The organism is Streptomyces sp. NPDC104831 (assembly GCF_055583025.1).
Window position 1 is genome coordinate 1 of the sequence record NZ_JBVJOT010000019.1, and the last position, 16,337, is coordinate 16,337.

A 16,337-nucleotide genomic window follows, 5' to 3' on the forward strand; every position below is an offset into this window, starting at 1 on the left:
CTCCCCCACCGCGGCTGCGGGTCTTCCCTTTTTTATGGTCGTCGTTCCCCCCCCCCCCCCCGTTGTGTGTTCCTCCCCCCCCCCCCCCCCCCGCGCCCCCCCCCCCCCCCCCGGGCCCCCCCCCCCGCCGCGCCGACCGGCACCCGGTCACCGTCGTACCGGAAGGAATCCGGGTCCCGGCTAGTGCCGGCCGCCCCCACGGCCGTTGCCGTTGCGGCCGCCGTTCCAGCCGTCCCCCTGCCCCTGGACGAGGTTCCCGGGGAGCGAGAACGTCGGCGTCGGGAACGAGCCGCCGAGGGCGCCGGCGGTCGTGCCGCCGTCAGCGGTGCCCCCGTTGGTCAGGCCGCCGATCAGCCCCCCGGTCGTCTGCCCGGTCGCGTCCCCGTTGTGGTCGTCCGTCGCGCCCCGGTCGCCTTTTTCCCGGTCGTCCTCGTCGTGCGAGTCGTCGGGGAGGTCGATCAGGTGGAAGTCCGGCGCCGGCTTGCCCTCCAGCGCGCCGGACATCATGTCGCGCCAGATCGGGCCCGGGACCTCGCCGCCGTAGACCTTGTCGTGCGGGACGCCGCCGATGGTGATGTTGGTCATCTTGCGCTTGTGCTGCGGGTCGCCAACCCAGACCGCGCCCGCCATGTTCGGGGTGTAGCCGACGAACCAGGCCGCGAAGCGCTCGTCCGTCGTACCCGTCTTGCCCGCGCTCGGGCGGCTGCCGAGACCGGCCTGCTGGCCCGTGCCGTCCTCGACCACGCCCTTGAGGAGCGTGCTGATCGTGTCCGCGGTGTTCTCCGACATCGCCCGTGAGCAGGTCGACTTCGGCACCCGGAGGGACCTCTGCTCGCTGCCGGCCCTCTGGCTGACCGACTCGATGGCGACCGGGGTGCAGTACATGCCGCGCGAGGCGAAGGCTGCGTACGCGCTCGCCATCGTCAGCGGGGACATCTCCTGGGTGCCGAGCGCGATGGAGGGCGCCTGGTCGATCTTGCGGCCGTCCGCCCGCGCCACGCCCATCTTCTTCGCCATGTCGACGACCGGGCAGATGCCGATGTCACTGATCAGCTGGACGTAGTAGGTGTTGACCGACTTCGCGGTGGCCTCCGCCATGCCGTACGGGCCGCGCTCCGAGTCGCTCTCGTTCTTCAGCTTGGCCGGCCGGTTCGGGTCGTTGCGCCACACCTTGCCGTCGCACGCGGCCACCGGGCTCGGGTACGGCATCTCGTACGGCGACGAGTACTCCTGCGTCGCGGGCTTGCCGCCCTCGACGGCCGCCGCGGCGACGATCGGCTTGAACGTGGAGCCGGGCTGGTAGCCGGCGCCGCCGCCCATGTCCTGGTTCACGGACAGGTTGATCGTCGTCTCGTCGTTGTTGACGTTGACGCCGTACGGGCGGGACTGGCCCATGGCGAGGATCCTGCCGGTGCCCGGCTCGACGACGGTCGCGGCGGTCGCCACGGCGTCGCTCTTGTAGACGTGGTCCTTGATGGACTCCTGCACGGACTGCTGCGCCTGCGGGTCGAGCGTCGTACGGATCGTCAGGCCGCCGCGGTTCCAGAGCTTGGCCCGCTTCTCCTTGGTCTTGCCGAAGACCGGGTCGGTGAGGACGACCTGGCGGACGTAGTCACAGAAGAAGCCGGCGCCCTTGACCGCGGTGATGCAGCCGTTCTTGGGGCGGCTGGTGTGCAGGCCGAGCGGCTTCCCCTTCGCCTGGTCGGCCTCCTTCTGGGAGATGTCGCCCAGCTCCGCCATCCGCTGGAGCACGACGTTGCGCCGCTTGGTGGCCTCGGCCTCGTCGTTGACCGGGTCGTAGCGGCTCGGGGACTGCACGATGCCCGCCAGCAGCGCCGACTCGGGGAGGGTCAGGTCCTTGGCGTGCTTGGAGAAGTAGCGCTGGGAGGCGGCTTCGACGCCGTAGGCCTGCTCGCCGAAGAAAGTGATGTTCAGGTAGTTCTCGAGGATCTTCTTCTTGCCGAGCTTGTCCTCGATCTGGATGGCGTACTTCAGCTCGCGGATCTTGCGGCCCAGCGTCTGCTGGGTGGCCTCGGCGACCTTCGTCGGGTCGTCACCGGCCTCTTCGATGAAGTAGTTCTTCACCAGCTGCTGGGTGAGCGTGGAGGCACCCTGGGCGACCCCGCCCTCCTGCGCGTTCTTGTTGACGGCGCGCAGCACGCCCTTGAGGTCGACGGCGCCGTGCTTGTAGAAGCGCGAGTCCTCGATCGCGACGATCGCCTTCTGCATGTACGGCGAGATGTCCTTGAGGTCCACCACCGTGCGGTCGCGGGAGTAGACGGTCGCGATCTGCTTGCCGTGGCTGTCCAGGATGGTGGTGCGCTGGCTCAGCTGGGGACTTTTCAGGTTGGCCGGGATGTCGTCGAACCCCTTGACCGAGCCCTTGGCCGCAAGGCCCAGCGCGCCGGCCGCTGGCAGCGCGATGCCCGCCATGACGGCTCCGGCGAGCACACTGACACCGAGGAACTTGGCGGCCTGCTGCATGGGCGACAGACCACCGCCCGAGCGCTTCTTTGGCATGGAGGCAGCCTAATCCGTACTGTTGAGCGTTCCGAGGGAGCGACCGCTTGTCGGGATGTTCCGAGTGCCGATCGTGACGTACCGCCCGAGGGCCGGCCGGGGCGCCGGCCTCCGTCATGGCCCGGCAAAGAGGGACGTCTCCGTTCCCATTCACCGGACACACGCGCAGGCGTTGGCCTAAGCTGCTCTCAACTGTCACAGCCGTGCGGTCACCTCTCCCTACGTCCGACGACCCCGAATCGTTCCGGATCCGGCCGGGAATTCCCGGAGAACGGCCCTTCTTCCCCCGGGGGCGGGCCCGAGTGCCGCCCCACGCACGGTGTGACACACCGCGACTGCCCCGGTTTGCCGGGATGATCACGCATGTCCTCAGCTCACTCCCGCGGGTGATCTGCCGCTTACCCATAGTCCGTTCGGGCCATTCAAGATTGGGCCCGAAGGGGGTGTTGCACGGTCCCCACCTTCCGTAACGTCCTCAACTGGCGGCGGTGAATATGCCGCTGCCGCCGTGGGGGAGCCTCGATTCGGGAGAGGACGGCGCCGGTATGGGCTGGGTAACCGACTGGAGTGCGCAGGCCGCCTGCCGCACTACCGATCCGGATGAACTGTTCGTTCAGGGAGCAGCGCAGAACAGGGCCAAGGCGGTGTGCACCGGATGCCCGGTACGCACCGAGTGCCTGGCCGACGCGCTGGACAACCGCGTCGAGTTCGGCGTGTGGGGAGGCATGACGGAGCGCGAGCGCCGTGCGCTGCTGCGCCGGCGCCCCACCGTGACCTCCTGGCGCAGACTCCTGGAAACCGCCCGCTCGGAGTACGAGCGGGGAGCGGGAATCGTGTCCCTCGACAACGACGAGGTGTACGAGAACTACGCCGCGGTGAGCTGAGGGCCTCCCCCTTCAGGCTCGCCTCGCAAGGTGGGGAACCCTTCGGTCCGCCTGGCGAGGAACCCCTCAAGGCCAGGACCCCCGTCGGATGCGCCCCGTGAAGCCCGGGTCAGCGCACAGGGCCGGTACGACCGGTCGCGGGTGACCGGGCGTACGGCTGCCGTGCCTGAGCCGCGGGCGCGACGACCGGGTGCCTCGCACGCGCCGTACGCGTGTCCCTCCGCGCCGGAGTACGCCGTGTGCTGCGGGTGCCTATATGTGCTCCGTCCGTTCCGGCCCTTCGGGCGCCGCCATCCGGTCTCCGATGTCACGCAGGCCCACGAGGTCGTGGACGTCACCGGGCAGCGCGGGTACCTCGACCACCGCCACCTCGGGATGGCGGGCGATGAAGCGGTCGCGTGTGCGCCGCTCGCGCGCGAGCACCCGCATGCGTTCGGCGTGCAGCCTCAGCAGGCCCGCGGTGAGCCGGTCGACCGAGCGCTCCGTGTCGGCGGGGGAGCCTTCCTCGGGAGCGGGAGCTGCGGTCTCCGGTGCCTGGGATGGTGAACTGCCGTGCGTGTCAGGAGAGTTACGAAGTCCAGCTTTCCCGTCCCCCTGATCCACAATGCGGGGGTCCTCAAGATTTTCCGCGGCGGCGAGCGCCCGCTCGGCCGACAGCCGGCCGGCCCCGCTGCCATGGACGCGGTTCAGCACCAGGCCCACCAGTGGCATCTTCTCCGCGGCCAGCCGCTCCACGAAGTACGCCGCCTCGCGCAGCGCGTCCCGCTCCGGGGCCGCCACCACCAGGAACGCCGTGCCGGGCGCCTGGAGGAGCTTGTAGGTGGCGTCCGCTCGGGTGCGGAAGCCGCCGAAGGTGGTGTCCATCGCGGCCACGAAGGTCTGCACGTCCTTCAGCAGCTGACCGCCCAGCAGCTTGCCGAGCGTGCCGGTCATCATCGACATGCCGACGTTGAGGAAGGCCATCCCGGCCCGGCCGCCGAGCTTGGCCGGAGCGGTCAGCAGCCGGATGAGCCGGCCGTCCAGGAAGGAGCCGAGCCGCTTGGGCGCGTCCAGGAAGTCCAGCGCCGAACGGGACGGCGGGGTGTCGACCACGATCAGGTCCCACTCGTCCTTCGCCCGCAGCTGGCCCAGCTTCTCCATCGCCATGTACTCCTGCGTGCCCGCGAAGCCCGCCGAGAGCGATTGGTAGAAGGGGTTCGCCAGGATCGCGGCGGCCCGCGCGGGGTCCGCGTGCGCCTCCACGACCTCGTCGAAGGTGCGCTTCATGTCGAGCATCATGGCGTGCAGCTCGCCGTCGCCCTCGGTGCCCTTCACCCTGCGGGGCACGTTGTCGAGGGAGTCGATGCCCATCGACTGGGCCAGCCGCCTGGCCGGGTCGATGGTGAGGACGACCACCTTGCGGCCCCGTTCGGCGGCCCGCAGCCCGAGGGCCGCCGCGGTCGTCGTCTTGCCGACCCCGCCCGAGCCGCAGCACACCACGATCCGGGTCTTCGGGTCGTCCAGCAGCGGGTCCACGTCCAGCCCGCGCGCCGGGGAGAGCCGGCGGCCCTCCCCGGTCTCCTCCAGCTCCTCGCCCTCCTCGGGCCCCTCCGCCGTCTCGGATGCCTCGGCCGGGTCCGCACTCATGACAACCCCTGCTTCCGCAGCTCGGTGGCGAGTTCGTACAGGCTCGCCAGGTCCATGCCCTCGGCGAGCAGCGGCAGTTCGTGCAGCGGCAGGCCCAGCTCGGTGAGGACCGCGCGCTGCTCCTGCTCCAGCGCGTACCGCTCGGCGTACTCCGCGGCCTGCTCCAGCAGCGGGTCCACCAGCCGCTCGGCGTTCCCGCCGCGCCGGGCCCCGCCCAGACCGGCCGCCGAGAGCGCCTTGGCGACAGAGGAACGCTCCACGGTCCGCACGAGTTCCAGGCCGGCCGCGTCCAGCACCCGCGGCCGGACCATGTTCACGATGACCCGGCCGACCGGCAGCCGGGCCGCGCGGAGTTCCGCGATGCCGTCGGCGGTCTCCTGGACCGGCATCTCCTCCAGCAGCGTCACCAGGTGCACCGCCGTCTCCGGCGACTTCAGCACCCGCATCACCGCCTGCGCCTGATTGTGTATCGGACCGATCTTCGCGAGGCCCGCCACCTCGTCGTTCACGTTCAGGAAGCGGGTGACCCGGCCGGTCGGCGGGGCGTCCATGACCACGTAGTCGTACACGAACCCGCCCGACCGGTCCTTGCGGCGCACGGCCTCGCACGCCTTGCCGGTCAGCAGGACGTCCCGGAGGCCGGGCGCGACGGTGGTGGCGAAGTCGATCGCGCCGAGCTTCTTCAGGGCCCGGCCCGCGCTCCCGAGTTTGTAGAACATCTGGAGATAGTCCAGAAGGGCCAGTTCGGGGTCTATGGCGAGGGCGTACACCTCCCCGCCGCCCGGAGCGACCGCGATCTTCCGCTCCTCATAGGGCAACGCCTCCGTCTCGAAGAGCTGGGCGATGCCCTGCCGGCCCTCGACCTCGACGAGAAGCGTCCGCTTCCCCTCGGTCGCGAGGGCCAGCGCGAGTGCGGCGGCGACCGTCGTCTTTCCGGTCCCGCCCTTGCCGCTGACGACCTGGAGCCTGCTCACATCTTCGAGACTAACCAGTCCGGCCGACGGGCACGCGCGGGCCTGTGGATAACGCAGGTCACCGTCCCTGTGGCCACAGCGGCTACAGTCGGCCCATGACCAAGTGGGAATACGCAACCGTGCCGCTGCTCGTCCATGCCACGAAGCAGATTCTGGACACCTGGGGCGAGGACGGCTGGGAGCTCGTCCAGGTCGTGCCCGGGCCGAACCCCGAGCAGCTCGTGGCCTACCTGAAGCGGGAGAAGCAGGCGTGAGCGCGGTCGAGGCCAAACTGGCCGAGCTGGGTCTGACCCTGCCCGAGGTGGTCCCGCCGCTGGCCGCCTACCAGCCGGCCGTGCGGTCCGGCGCGTACGTCTACACCGCCGGCCAGCTGCCGATGGCGGAGGGCAAGCTGCCGGTCACCGGCAAGGTGGGCGCCGAGGTCACGCCGGAGGAGGCCAAGGAGCTGGCCCGCACCTGCGCGCTGAACGCGCTGGCCGCCGTGAAGTCCGTCGTCGGCGACCTGGACGGTATCGCGCGCGTGGTGAAGGTCGTCGGCTTCGTCGCCTCGGCGGCCGACTTCACCGGGCAGCCCGGTGTCGTCAACGGCGCCAGCGAACTGCTCGGCGAGGTCCTGGGCGAGAAGGGCGTGCACGCCCGCAGCGCGGTCGGCGTCGCGGTACTGCCGCTGGACGCGCCGGTCGAGGTCGAGATCCAGGTGGAGCTGGCCCAGTAGGCCCGCGCCGTACCCGCCCTCCCCGCCGGCCCCGGGCACCTCTCGAACAATCGCCCGGTACGGGATAGCCTCCGGCCATGGCGAACGGTCAGTGGTATCCGCCGGAGTGGCCGGAGCGCATCCGCGCGCTCGCGGACGGCACGCTCACGCCGGTGACCCCGAAGCGCGCGGCCACGGTCCTGCTCCTGAAGGACACCCCGGACGGCCCGGTCGTCCACATGCTGCGCAGACGCGCCTCCATGGCCTTCGCCGGAGGCGCGTACGCGTATCCCGGGGGCGGCGTCGACCCCCGGGACGACGACCGCCGGATCGGCTGGGCGGGCCCCCCGCGCGCGTGGTGGGCCGAGCGGCTCGGCGTCGACGCGGCGAGCGCCCAGGCGATCGTCTGCGCGGCCGTACGGGAGACGTACGAGGAGGCCGGAGTGCTGCTCGCCGGGCCCGGTGCGGACTCGGTCGTCGGCGACACCACCGGGGACGACTGGGAGGCCGACCGTGCCGCCCTGGTCGCGCGTGAGCTGTCCTTCGCCGAGTTCCTCGACCGGCGCGGCCTGGTGCTGCGCTCGGACCTGCTGGGCGCCTGGGCCCGCTGGATCACCCCGGAATTCGAGGCCCGCCGCTACGACACGTGGTTCTTCGTGGCCGCACTCCCCGAGGGGCAGCGCACCCGCAACGCCTCCACGGAGGCCGACCGCACGGTGTGGATCCGCCCCGCCGAGGCCGCCGCCGGGTACGACAGGGGCGAGCTGCTGATGATGCCGCCCACCATCGCCGCCCTGCGCCAGCTGCTGCCCTTCCGCAGTGCCGCCGAGGCACTGGCCGCCGCACCCGCGCGCGAGATGACGCCGGTACGGGCGAGCGCCCGCCTCCGGGGCGACGAGATCGTCCTCTCCTGGCCGGGGCACGAGGAGTTCACCAAGCACATCCCGACGGCCACCGAGCCGACGACGGCGCCACCCGCGGCGCCGACGGCCGCCGAGCCGGCGACGGCTCCTGTGACGCCCGCGGCGTCCGGGGCACCGGCGGGCGCTCCGTCGGCCGGCCCGCGCCCGGCCAGGCCCGCGCACACCCCTTCGACCACCGGTGGAGGCCCCGCATGACCGACGCAAGCGCGCTGCCGGGCCAGCCCCGGGGCGGGGCCCTGTCCGGGCCGGCCACCGAACGGGCGGTCAACGTCCTCGCGCCCAACGCCTCCGCGATGACCCTGGACGGCACGAACACCTGGATCGTCGCCGAGCCCGGTTCCGAGCTGGCCGTGGTGATCGACCCGGGGCCGCTGGACGACGGCCACCTGCGCAACGTCGTGGACACGGCGGAGAAGGCCGGCAGGCGCATAGCCCTGACCCTCCTGACCCACGGTCACCCCGACCACGCCGAGGGTGCCGCCCGGTTCGCCGAACTGACCGGCACGCGCGTGCGCGCCCTCGATCCGGCCCTGCGGCTCGGCGACGAGGGCCTGGCCGCGGGGGACGTGGTCACCGTGGGCGGGCTGGAGCTGCGGGTCGTACCGACCCCCGGGCACACCGCGGACTCGCTGTCCTTCCACCTCCCGGCCGACCGGGCGGTGCTGACCGGCGACACCGTCCTCGGGCGCGGTACGACGGTCGTGGCGCACCCGGACGGCAGGCTCGGGGACTACCTGGACTCCCTGCGGCGGCTGCGGTCCCTCACGGTGGACGACGGCGTGCACACCGTCCTGCCGGGCCACGGGCCGGTCCTGGAGGACGCCCAGGGCGCCGTGGAGTTCTACCTCGCCCACCGCGCGCACCGGCTCGCCCAGGTGGAGACCGCGGTCGAGAACGGCCACCGCACCCCGGCCGAGGTCGTCGCCCACGTCTACGCCGACGTGGACCGCTCCCTGTGGCCGGCGGCGGAACTGTCGGTCCGGGCCCAGATGGAGTACCTCGGCGAGCACGGGCTGATCTAGCACCGACGGGGTGGCACGGAGAGGGACGCCCGGGAGGGAGCCGGTGCCGGGCACGCGTGCGTGCGGGGTGAGTCCCCGGCCCCGCGGTGCCGGGCGCCCGGACACGGCAGCGGGGCCCGGCTCGTGGGAGCGGGGCCCCGTCGGCGTACGGCCGGGGACGGTGTCAGCGCGACCTCTTGGCCAGCCGCTCCACGTCCAGCAGGATCACGGCCCGCGCCTCCAGGCGCAGCCAGCCGCGCTGGGCGAAGTCCGCGAGGGCCTTGTTCACCGTCTCGCGGGAGGCGCCGACCAGCTGGGCCAGCTCCTCCTGGGTCAGGTCGTGGACGACGTGGATGCCCTCCTCGGACTGCACGCCGAAGCGGCGCGACAGGTCCAGCAGGGCGCGGGCGACCCGGCCGGGCACATCGGAGAAGACCAGGTCGGACATGGCGTCGTTGGTCTTGCGCAGCCGGCGGGCGACGGCCCGCAGCAGGGCGCCGGCCACCTCGGGGCGGGCGTTCAGCCAGGGCTGGAGGTCGCCGTGGCCGAGACCGAGCAGCTTGACCTCGGTCAGGGCGGTCGCGGTGGCCGTACGGGGACCCGGGTCGAACAGCGACAGTTCGCCGATGAGTTCGCCGGGGCCGACGACGGCGAGCATGTTCTCGCGGCCGTCGGGGGAAGTGCGGTGCAGCTTGACCTTGCCCTCGGTCACGACGTACAGCCGGTCCCCGGGGTCGCCCTCGTGGAACAGGGAGTCGCCGCGGGCGAGGGTCACCTCACTCATGGAGGCGCGAAGCTCCGCGGCCTGCTCGTCGTCGAGAGCCGCGAAGAGCGGGTTGCGCCGCAGAACGTCGTCCACGAGTTCTCTCCTTGTCGACCTGCTCAGGGGATCTTGCTCCCCCGTGTGCCAGGGGACCGTGTTCCCCATTTTGCCGGACGGTCCAAACAGTGTGATCTGTCACAAGGATGCCGCACCGGTCTCCCGGGGTATGCGTCAGGGGTCCGATCGGGGGCCGCTGCGCCGGGTCCGGGGCGGATGTCGGTGCCGGGCTTTAGGCTGGCCGGGTGTCCAAATCGCCGGTGAGAGCACAGGCCAAGGGGGCTGGGCGGGTGGTTGTACGTCGCGATTCCGCTGTGGGCGAACGCACGCCCGAGGGAAGTAGTAAAACGCGCAAATCGGCTAAAAAGCCTGTCGGTGCGGAAGGGGAGGCCGCCGAGGAGGCCACGCCCGTGAAGAAGGCGGAGGGCATGAAGAAGGCGGCGGCCGCGAAGAAGGCGGCGGACACGACGGAGGCCGGGAAGAAGGCGGCACCGGCGAAGAAGAGTGCGGCGGCGAAGAAGAGCGCACCCGCCAAGAAGGCCGCCTCCTCCGGGGCCGCCGCGAAGAAGGCCGCTCCTTCCGGGGCCGTCGCGAAGAAGAGCGCGTCCGCCCGGAAGCCGGCCCCCGCCAAAGCCGTCGCCAGGAAGGTGAAGCCCGCCGACGCGGTCGTCCCCGCCGAGGCCGCCGTCAGGAAGGCCGCGCCCGTCAAGAAGATCGCCGTCCGGCCGCCGGGCGGCGAGTCCCCCACCGCCCTGGTCCGCCGCGCCCGCCGCATCAACCGCGAACTGGCCGAGGTGTACCCCTACGCCCACCCCGAGCTGGACTTCGAGAACCCCTTCCAGCTGCTGGTCGCCACCGTGCTGTCGGCCCAGACCACCGACCTGCGCGTCAACCAGACCACCCCGGCGCTCTTCAGCCGGTACCCCGCCCCCGAGGACCTCGCTGCCGCCAACCCGGAGGACGTCGAGCAGATCCTGCGCCCCTGCGGCTTCTTCCGGGCCAAGACCAGGTCGGTCATAGGGCTCTCCAAGGCGCTCGTCGAGAACTTCGGCGGCGAGGTGCCCGGACGGCTGGAGGACCTGGTCACGCTGCCCGGCGTGGGCCGCAAGACGGCCTTCGTCGTCCTCGGCAACGCCTACGGCCGGCCCGGGATCACCGTGGACACCCACTTCCAGCGGCTCGTCCGGCGCTGGCAGTGGACCGACGAGACCGACCCCGACAAGATCGAGGCCGCCGTCGGCGCGCTCTTCCCGAAGAGCGAGTGGACCGACCTGTCCCACCACGTCATCTGGCACGGCCGGCGCATCTGCCACGCCCGCAAGCCCGCCTGCGGCGCCTGCCCCATCGCCCCGCTCTGCCCGGCGTACGGCGAGGGCGAGACCGACCCGGAGAAGGCGAAGAAGCTGCTCAAGTACGAGAAGGGCGGTTTCCCGGGCCAGCGCCTGAAGCCCCCGCAGGCCTACCTGGACGCCGGCGGCACTCCGGCGCCGCCCCTGGGGGCCGCGTGACGGAACGATCTCGGTGTCCTCGGGCGTTGGAGAGGGCAGGACGACGGGGGTGGCGATGACGAGGACGAGCGACACACAGGGCGGCCCGCTGACGCTCAGCAGGGCGGGGCTGCCGAACTGGCTGGCGCCGGTCGTGGACGTCGTGGAGACGATCGAGCCGACGCAGATGAGCCACTTCCTGCCGCCGGAGAACGGCTCGGGGCGGCAGTCGGCCGTGCTGATCCTGTTCGGCGAGGGGGAACGCGGCCCGGAGCTGCTCCTCATGGAACGCGCGGGCTCCCTGCGCTCGCACGCCGGCCAGCCGTCCTTCCCGGGCGGCGCGCTGGATCCGGAGGACGGCGATCCGCTGGGCGACGGGCCTCTGCGGGCCGCGCTGCGCGAGGCGCGCGAGGAGACCGGGCTCGACCCCTCGGGCGTACAGCTCTTCGGGGTGCTGCCCCGGCTGTACATCCCGGTCAGCCGCTTCGTCGTCACGCCCGTGCTGGGCTGGTGGCGCGAGCCCAGCCCGGTCGCCGTGGTCGACCCGAACGAGACGGCCCGCGTCTTCACCGTGCCGGTGGCGGATCTCACGGACCCCGCAAACCGCGCCACCGCCGTCCACCCCAGGGGCCACAGCGGTCCGGCGTTCCTGGTCGAATCGGCCCTGGTGTGGGGCTTCACGGCCGGCGTGATCGACCGCCTGCTGCACTACGCGGGCTGGGAGCGTCCCTGGGACCGGGGGAAGCAGGTCCCGCTCGACTGGCACGCGTGACAGGGTGATCCCCGTGCGGTATCCCCGGGGGGCGGCCCCGGGGCCCGGCCGAACTGCTGGGAGCGGAGTGAGTAGGCGAGGCCTGAAGCGGTGAACGTGCTGGACATCCTGTTGCTCGTCGCGGCCGTGTGGTTCGCGGTGGTGGGTTACCGCCAGGGCTTCGTCGTCGGCATCCTGTCGGTGACCGGGTTCCTGGGCGGGGGCCTCCTCGCCGTGTACACGCTGCCGGTGATCTGGGACGCCATGACCGGCAAGGAGGAGGTCGGGACCACCGCCGCGGTCGTGGCCGTGGTCGTCGTCATCGTGTGCGCCTCCGTGGGCCAGGCCCTGACCACCCACCTCGGCAACAAACTGCGCCGGTACATCACCTGGTCCCCGGCCCGCGCCCTGGACGCCACGGGCGGCGCGCTGGTCAACGTCGTCGCGATGCTCCTGGTGGCCTGGCTGATCGGCTCAGCCCTGGCCGGCACGACCCTGCCCACGCTCGGCAAGGAGGTCCGCGGCTCCAAGGTGCTGCTCGGCGTCTCCCGGGCGCTGCCCGCGCAGGCCGACACCTGGTTCGCCGACTTCTCGTCCGTACTCGCCCAGAACGGCTTCCCGCAGGTCTTCAGCCCGTTCGCCGACGAGCCGATCAAGGACGTGCGGCCGCCGGACCAGGCCCTCGCGGGCAGCCCGGTCGCCCAGCGCGCCCAGCGCTCCATCGTCAAGGTCACCGGGACCGCCCAGAGCTGCGGCAAGGTCCTGGAGGGCTCCGGCTTCGTCTTCGCCGACCGCCGGGTGATGACCAACGCGCACGTGGTCGGCGGGGTGGACGCGCCGCGGGTGCAGATAGGCGGTGAGGGCCGCAAGTACGACGCCAGGGTGGTGCTGTACGACTGGGAGCGCGACATCGCCGTGCTCGACGTGCCCGACCTGAGGGCGACGGCGCTGCGGTTCACCCGCGAGGACGCGGCCGGCGGGGACGGCGCGATCGTCGCGGGCTTCCCGGAGAACGGGGCGTACGACGTGCGCGCCGCGCGCGTGCGCGGGCGCATCACGGCCAACGGCCCGGACATCTACCACCGCGGCACGGTCCGCCGCGATGTCTACTCCCTGTACGCCGTCGTCCGGCAGGGCAACTCCGGTGGCCCGCTGCTCACTCCGGACGGGGAGGTGTACGGCGTGGTGTTCGCCAAATCGCTCGACGACGCGGACACGGGGTACGCGCTGACGGCGGACGAGATCCGGGCCGACATCGAGCGGGGGCGTACGGCGAACGAGCAGGTGGGGACGGACAGCTGCGCGCTGTAGGACGGCGCGCGGGCGTCAGCTCCGCGCGTGGCGCAGACGCATCGAGACCCAGCGGGCCCGGCGGCGCAGGATACGCGGGATCCCCACCCGCGGGTCGCCTGCCGCGAGTTGCGGAACGACCCGCTGGGGCGTGCCCGGACCCATGGCCGAGCGGCGGTTGCGGGGTGCGTCACTGTAGTCGTGCGTCCAGCCCATACCCCGACGTGTGCCCCCGCCCGAAGGTCGATAACCACCCGCGCGCCCCCTAATTGGCCTATGCGCAGGGCATGTGGCGATTCAGGGGACAACTGTGGGGGAACCGGATGCCGAACGCGCCGGAACCCTCACCAAACGGTCACCGGTCCGGCTCGGGGTCCTTCAGCCAGTTGACCAGTTCGGCGGAGAACGCGGCCGGGTCCTCCTCGTGCGGGAAGTGGCCGAGACCGTCGAACAGGCGCCAGCGGTAGGGGGCTTCGACGTACTCGCCGGAACCGGCCGCGCTGCGGGTGCGGGTCACCGGGTCCAGCGAGCCGTGCAGATGCAGCGTCGGCACCCGGACGGGCCGCTTCATCCGGCGGTAGAACTGCACACCGTCCGGGCGGGCCAGGGAACGCACCAGCCAGCGGTACGGCTCGATGGAGCAGTGCGCCGTGGAGGGGATGCACATGGCCCGCTGGTACGCCTCCACGGCCGCGTCCTCCGGCGGCCGGGGCCCGGACCACTCCCGGATCAACCGGCCCACCAGCGCGCCGTCGTCGGCGGTCAGTTGGCGCTCGGGCAGCCACGGCCGCTGGAAGCCCCAGACGTAGGAGTTGGCGGCGGTCTGCCGGGCGTCCCGCAGCATCGCCGCGCGCCAGCGCCGCGGGTGCGGCATGGACACCACCGCCAGGCGCCGCACCAGCTTGGGGCGCATGGCCGCCGCCGTCCACGCCAGGTAGCCGCCGAGGTCGTGGCCGACCAGCGCGGCGTCCGGCTCGCCGAGCGAGCGGATCACCCCGGTGACGTCGAGCGCCAGGTTGGCCGGGTCGTACCCGCGGGGCGTGCGGTCGCTGCCGCCGACGCCCCGCAGGTCCATCGCCACCGCCCGGTAGCCCGCGTCGGCGAGCGCTGCCAGCTGGTGCCGCCATGTCCACCAGAACTGCGGGAAGCCGTGCAGGAACAGCACCAGGGGGCCGTCGCCCAGCTCCGCGATGTGGAAGCGGGCGCCGTTGGCGGCGACGTCCCGGTGCGTGACCCGCCTCCCGTCGGGGAGGTCGATCCGCACGGGGGAGGGGGCGGCGGGGTCCGTCATGACGACGAGCGTGCCACAGCCTCGAGGGCGGCGGGAGCCGGCTCGTCGCCCAGCTCCGGACGCGGGTGCGGCTTGGCGTTCTGCAGGACGCCCGCCGACTCCTTCATCGAGGCGGCCACCTTCTGCGGACCCTTGCCCCGCTTGGCCTTCTTCGCGAACACCAGGCCGATGAGCCCGAGCAGGCCGGCGACCAGCACGTTGGCCGCGAAGGACAGCACGAAGCAGATCGCCAGGTTCCAGTGGCTCCAGGTCCGGATGCCGTACGCCAGGGCGAAGTTGAGCATCGGCAGGGAGAACACCAGGACCGCGCCCGCCATCGAGAAGGCGCCGCCGCTCACCGCGCCGCGCTTCACGTCCTGCTTGAGCTGGGCCTTGGCCAGCGCGATCTCGTCGTGCACCAGCGCCGACAATTCGGTCGTCGCCGAGGCGAACAGCTGGCCGATGCTGCGTTCGGCGCCGACCGGGCTGCCGTCGGGTGCGCTCATCGCGTTCTCCCTCAGAGGTCTCGTGCCGCACATGTGCTGCGGGGACGGCCGTGGTGCTCGTACGGCTGTCCGGGTAGCCGTCGCGCGCGTGCGGCCGTCTTGTTTTGTACCGTCTCGTCAGATCATGCCGGACGGTCGCGCTCCTCGCCTGCCCCGCCCGGCACTTCCGCAAGCCCGTGGCGTGCCTCGGCGGCCAGCCGCCGGTGTTCGGCGGCCTTGCGCTCGTGGATCTCGGCCATCCGGAGGTGGTACGCCGGGTCGCCCTGTTCGTAGACGTCCGGGATGCCGTCGAGGTCCTCGTCGCGCTCCTCCTCCTCGCACAGCCTGCGGTACCGGTCGTTGCGCAGCTTCAGCAGCATCGTCGCGCACACCGCCGCGATCAGCGATCCGGTGAGGACGGCCGCCTTCACCTCGCCGGTGAGGACGGGGTCGCCCCCGAAGGCCAGCTCGCCGATGAGCAGCGAGACCGTGAAGCCGATTCCGGCGAGGGAGGACATCGCGAAGACGTCGGCCCACGCCAGTTCCTCGCTGAGCCGCGCCCGGGTGAAGCGCACGGTCAGCCAGGTGCCGCCGAAGATCCCGATCGTCTTCCCCACGACCAGGCCGAGGACGACACCGAGTGTCTCGGTCTTGCCGAACACGTCCCCGAGCGCCCCGCCGGACAGCGACACACCGGCGCTGAACAGGGCGAACAGCGGTACGGCGAGCCCGGCCGACAGGGGCCGCACCAGGTGCTCGACGCGCTGGCCGGGCGAGTGCTCCTCGCCCTCCCGGGTGGTGCAGCGCAGCATCAGGCCCATCGCCACGCCGGCGATGGTGGCGTGCACGCCGCTGTTGTACATCAGCGCCCAGACGACGACGGCGAGCGGGAGGTAGACGTACCAGCCGCGGACACCCTTGCGCAGCAGCAGCCAGAAGACGGCGAGCCCGGCGACGGCCCCCCCGAGGGCGGCGAGGTTCAGCCGGTCGGTGAAGAAGACCGCGATGATCAGGATCGCGAAGAGGTCGTCGACGACCGCCAGGGTGAGCAGGAAGGCGCGCAGGGCGCTGGGCAGGGAGGTGCCGATGACCGCCAGGACGGCGAGCGCGAAGGCGATGTCGGTGGCGGTGGGCACCGCCCAGCCCTTGAGGGAGCCGTTCCCGGCCAGGTTGGTGAGGGCGTAGACGAGCGCGGGTACGGCCATCCCGCACAGCGCCGCCACCACGGGCAGCACGGCCGCCTTCGGGTCGCGCAGGTCCCCGGCGACCAGTTCGCGCTTGAGTTCGATGCCGGCGACGAAGAAGAACACGGCGAGCAGCCCGTCGGCGGCCCAGTGGGCGACGGACAGGTGCAGGCCCAGCGCGCCGGGGCCGAGGTGGAAGTCGCTGACCGCCTCATAGCCGTGGCGCAGACCGGGGACGTTCGCCCAGACCAGGGCGGCCACGGCGGCGAGGAGCAGCAGGACGCCGCCGACGGTCTCGGTGCGCAGTGCGTCCGCGACGAAGGTCCGCTCGGGCAGGGACAGCCGGCCGAGGGCCTTGCGGACGGTGGTGGGGGTGCGGGGCGCGGTCACGGGAGACCTCCGGGGGCAGGCAGGCGGAACTCACATGC

The 16,337-nt window shown here is 72.2% G+C and carries 16 protein-coding genes; 8 read left to right on the forward strand and 8 right to left on the reverse strand.

The features are described 5' to 3' along the window. Positions 1 to 180: 180 nt before the first annotated feature. Positions 181 to 2,520, reverse strand: a complete 2,340-nt coding sequence (locus ACZ63H_RS15390; protein WP_469865128.1) for a transglycosylase domain-containing protein — start codon at positions 2,518 to 2,520, stop codon at positions 181 to 183. Between the two features lie 545 nt (positions 2,521 to 3,065). Between ACZ63H_RS15390 and wblA the strand changes: the two genes are divergently transcribed. After that, positions 3,066 to 3,404, forward strand: coding sequence for a transcriptional regulator WblA (gene wblA, locus ACZ63H_RS15395; RefSeq protein ID WP_030606400.1), 339 nt, complete (start codon positions 3,066 to 3,068; stop codon positions 3,402 to 3,404). A gap of 252 nt (positions 3,405 to 3,656) precedes the next feature. Here wblA and bagB read toward each other — a convergent pair whose 3' ends face one another. Both bagB and bagA read right to left on the reverse strand, forming a co-directional pair. After that, on the reverse strand, positions 3,657 to 5,030 hold the full coding sequence (bagB, locus tag ACZ63H_RS15400; protein ID WP_469865130.1) for an ATPase BagB: 1,374 nt from the start codon (positions 5,028 to 5,030) through the stop codon (positions 3,657 to 3,659). Further along, positions 5,027 to 6,004 (reverse strand): ATPase BagA, encoded by a 978-nt coding sequence (gene bagA, locus ACZ63H_RS15405; RefSeq protein WP_469865132.1) that lies wholly within the window; start codon positions 6,002 to 6,004, stop codon positions 5,027 to 5,029. The genes bagB and bagA overlap by 4 nt, the downstream gene beginning before the upstream one ends. Before the next feature lie 95 nt (positions 6,005 to 6,099). Between bagA and ACZ63H_RS15410 the strand changes: the two genes are divergently transcribed. The 4 genes from ACZ63H_RS15410 to ACZ63H_RS15425 all read left to right on the forward strand — a co-directional run bounded on the left by ACZ63H_RS15410 (position 6,100) and on the right by ACZ63H_RS15425 (position 8,643). Then, positions 6,100 to 6,258 (forward strand): DUF4177 domain-containing protein, encoded by a 159-nt coding sequence (locus ACZ63H_RS15410; protein ID WP_009189813.1) that lies wholly within the window; start codon positions 6,100 to 6,102, stop codon positions 6,256 to 6,258. Beyond that, a complete protein-coding gene (locus tag ACZ63H_RS15415) occupies positions 6,255 to 6,719 on the forward strand; it encodes a RidA family protein (RefSeq protein ID WP_469865134.1) in 465 nt (154 codons plus the stop codon). Before ACZ63H_RS15410 ends, ACZ63H_RS15415 begins: the two co-directional genes overlap by 4 nt. A 77-nt stretch (positions 6,720 to 6,796) precedes the next feature. Further along, positions 6,797 to 7,816 (forward strand): NUDIX hydrolase, encoded by a 1,020-nt coding sequence (locus tag ACZ63H_RS15420; RefSeq protein ID WP_469865136.1) that lies wholly within the window; start codon positions 6,797 to 6,799, stop codon positions 7,814 to 7,816. Then, the gene (locus tag ACZ63H_RS15425; protein WP_469865138.1) at positions 7,813 to 8,643 is read left to right on the forward strand and encodes an MBL fold metallo-hydrolase; all 831 of its coding nucleotides are present in this window, start codon (positions 7,813 to 7,815) and stop codon (positions 8,641 to 8,643) included. The genes ACZ63H_RS15420 and ACZ63H_RS15425 overlap by 4 nt, the downstream gene beginning before the upstream one ends. Before the next feature lie 163 nt (positions 8,644 to 8,806). Here ACZ63H_RS15425 and ACZ63H_RS15430 read toward each other — a convergent pair whose 3' ends face one another. Further along, complete coding sequence (locus ACZ63H_RS15430; RefSeq protein WP_014674022.1) at positions 8,807 to 9,481, reverse strand: Crp/Fnr family transcriptional regulator; 675 nt, start codon at positions 9,479 to 9,481, stop codon at positions 8,807 to 8,809. A gap of 389 nt (positions 9,482 to 9,870) precedes the next feature. Between ACZ63H_RS15430 and nth the strand changes: the two genes are divergently transcribed. From nth to ACZ63H_RS15445, 3 genes are all read left to right on the forward strand, one after another. Further along, positions 9,871 to 10,950, forward strand: a complete 1,080-nt coding sequence (gene nth, locus ACZ63H_RS15435; RefSeq protein ID WP_469865317.1) for an endonuclease III — start codon at positions 9,871 to 9,873, stop codon at positions 10,948 to 10,950. A gap of 55 nt (positions 10,951 to 11,005) precedes the next feature. Beyond that, the gene (locus ACZ63H_RS15440; protein ID WP_469865140.1) at positions 11,006 to 11,701 is read left to right on the forward strand and encodes an NUDIX hydrolase; all 696 of its coding nucleotides are present in this window, start codon (positions 11,006 to 11,008) and stop codon (positions 11,699 to 11,701) included. 90 nt (positions 11,702 to 11,791) lie between these two features. Then, a complete protein-coding gene (locus ACZ63H_RS15445; protein WP_469865142.1) occupies positions 11,792 to 12,991 on the forward strand; it encodes a MarP family serine protease in 1,200 nt (399 codons plus the stop codon). A gap of 15 nt (positions 12,992 to 13,006) precedes the next feature. Here ACZ63H_RS15445 and ACZ63H_RS15450 read toward each other — a convergent pair whose 3' ends face one another. The 4 genes from ACZ63H_RS15450 to nhaA all read right to left on the reverse strand — a co-directional run bounded on the left by ACZ63H_RS15450 (position 13,007) and on the right by nhaA (position 16,299). Then, positions 13,007 to 13,186: a hypothetical protein gene (locus tag ACZ63H_RS15450; protein WP_467936031.1), complete on the reverse strand. Its 180-nt coding sequence runs from the start codon at positions 13,184 to 13,186 to the stop codon at positions 13,007 to 13,009. 139 nt (positions 13,187 to 13,325) lie between these two features. Continuing rightward, positions 13,326 to 14,261, reverse strand: coding sequence for an alpha/beta fold hydrolase (locus ACZ63H_RS15455; RefSeq protein ID WP_469865144.1), 936 nt, complete (start codon positions 14,259 to 14,261; stop codon positions 13,326 to 13,328). Next, positions 14,258 to 14,746 carry a phage holin family protein gene (locus ACZ63H_RS15460; protein ID WP_467936035.1) on the reverse strand — a complete coding sequence of 163 codons (489 nt, stop codon included), beginning with the start codon at positions 14,744 to 14,746 and terminating at the stop codon, positions 14,258 to 14,260. The genes ACZ63H_RS15455 and ACZ63H_RS15460 overlap by 4 nt, the downstream gene beginning before the upstream one ends. 122 nt (positions 14,747 to 14,868) lie before the next feature. Continuing rightward, positions 14,869 to 16,299: a Na+/H+ antiporter NhaA gene (gene nhaA / locus ACZ63H_RS15465; protein WP_469865147.1), complete on the reverse strand. Its 1,431-nt coding sequence runs from the start codon at positions 16,297 to 16,299 to the stop codon at positions 14,869 to 14,871. Between the last annotated feature and the right edge of the window lie 38 nt (positions 16,300 to 16,337).

Coding starts and splice junctions, on each gene's coding strand:
- bagB (WP_469865130.1), bottom strand. CDS start 5,030: ATGAGTGCGGACCCGGCCGAGGCATCCGAGACGGCGGAGGGGCCCGAG.
- ACZ63H_RS15420 (WP_469865136.1), top strand. CDS start 6,797: ATGGCGAACGGTCAGTGGTATCCGCCGGAGTGGCCGGAGCGCATCCGC.
- nth (WP_469865317.1), top strand. CDS start 9,871: ATGAAGAAGGCGGCGGCCGCGAAGAAGGCGGCGGACACGACGGAGGCC.
- ACZ63H_RS15450 (WP_467936031.1), bottom strand. CDS start 13,186: ATGGGCTGGACGCACGACTACAGTGACGCACCCCGCAACCGCCGCTCG.
- ACZ63H_RS15390 (WP_469865128.1), bottom strand. CDS start 2,520: ATGCCAAAGAAGCGCTCGGGCGGTGGTCTGTCGCCCATGCAGCAGGCC.
- ACZ63H_RS15425 (WP_469865138.1), top strand. CDS start 7,813: ATGACCGACGCAAGCGCGCTGCCGGGCCAGCCCCGGGGCGGGGCCCTG.
- wblA (WP_030606400.1), top strand. CDS start 3,066: ATGGGCTGGGTAACCGACTGGAGTGCGCAGGCCGCCTGCCGCACTACC.
- ACZ63H_RS15440 (WP_469865140.1), top strand. CDS start 11,006: ATGACGAGGACGAGCGACACACAGGGCGGCCCGCTGACGCTCAGCAGG.
- ACZ63H_RS15455 (WP_469865144.1), bottom strand. CDS start 14,261: ATGACGGACCCCGCCGCCCCCTCCCCCGTGCGGATCGACCTCCCCGAC.
- ACZ63H_RS15410 (WP_009189813.1), top strand. CDS start 6,100: ATGACCAAGTGGGAATACGCAACCGTGCCGCTGCTCGTCCATGCCACG.
- ACZ63H_RS15460 (WP_467936035.1), bottom strand. CDS start 14,746: ATGAGCGCACCCGACGGCAGCCCGGTCGGCGCCGAACGCAGCATCGGC.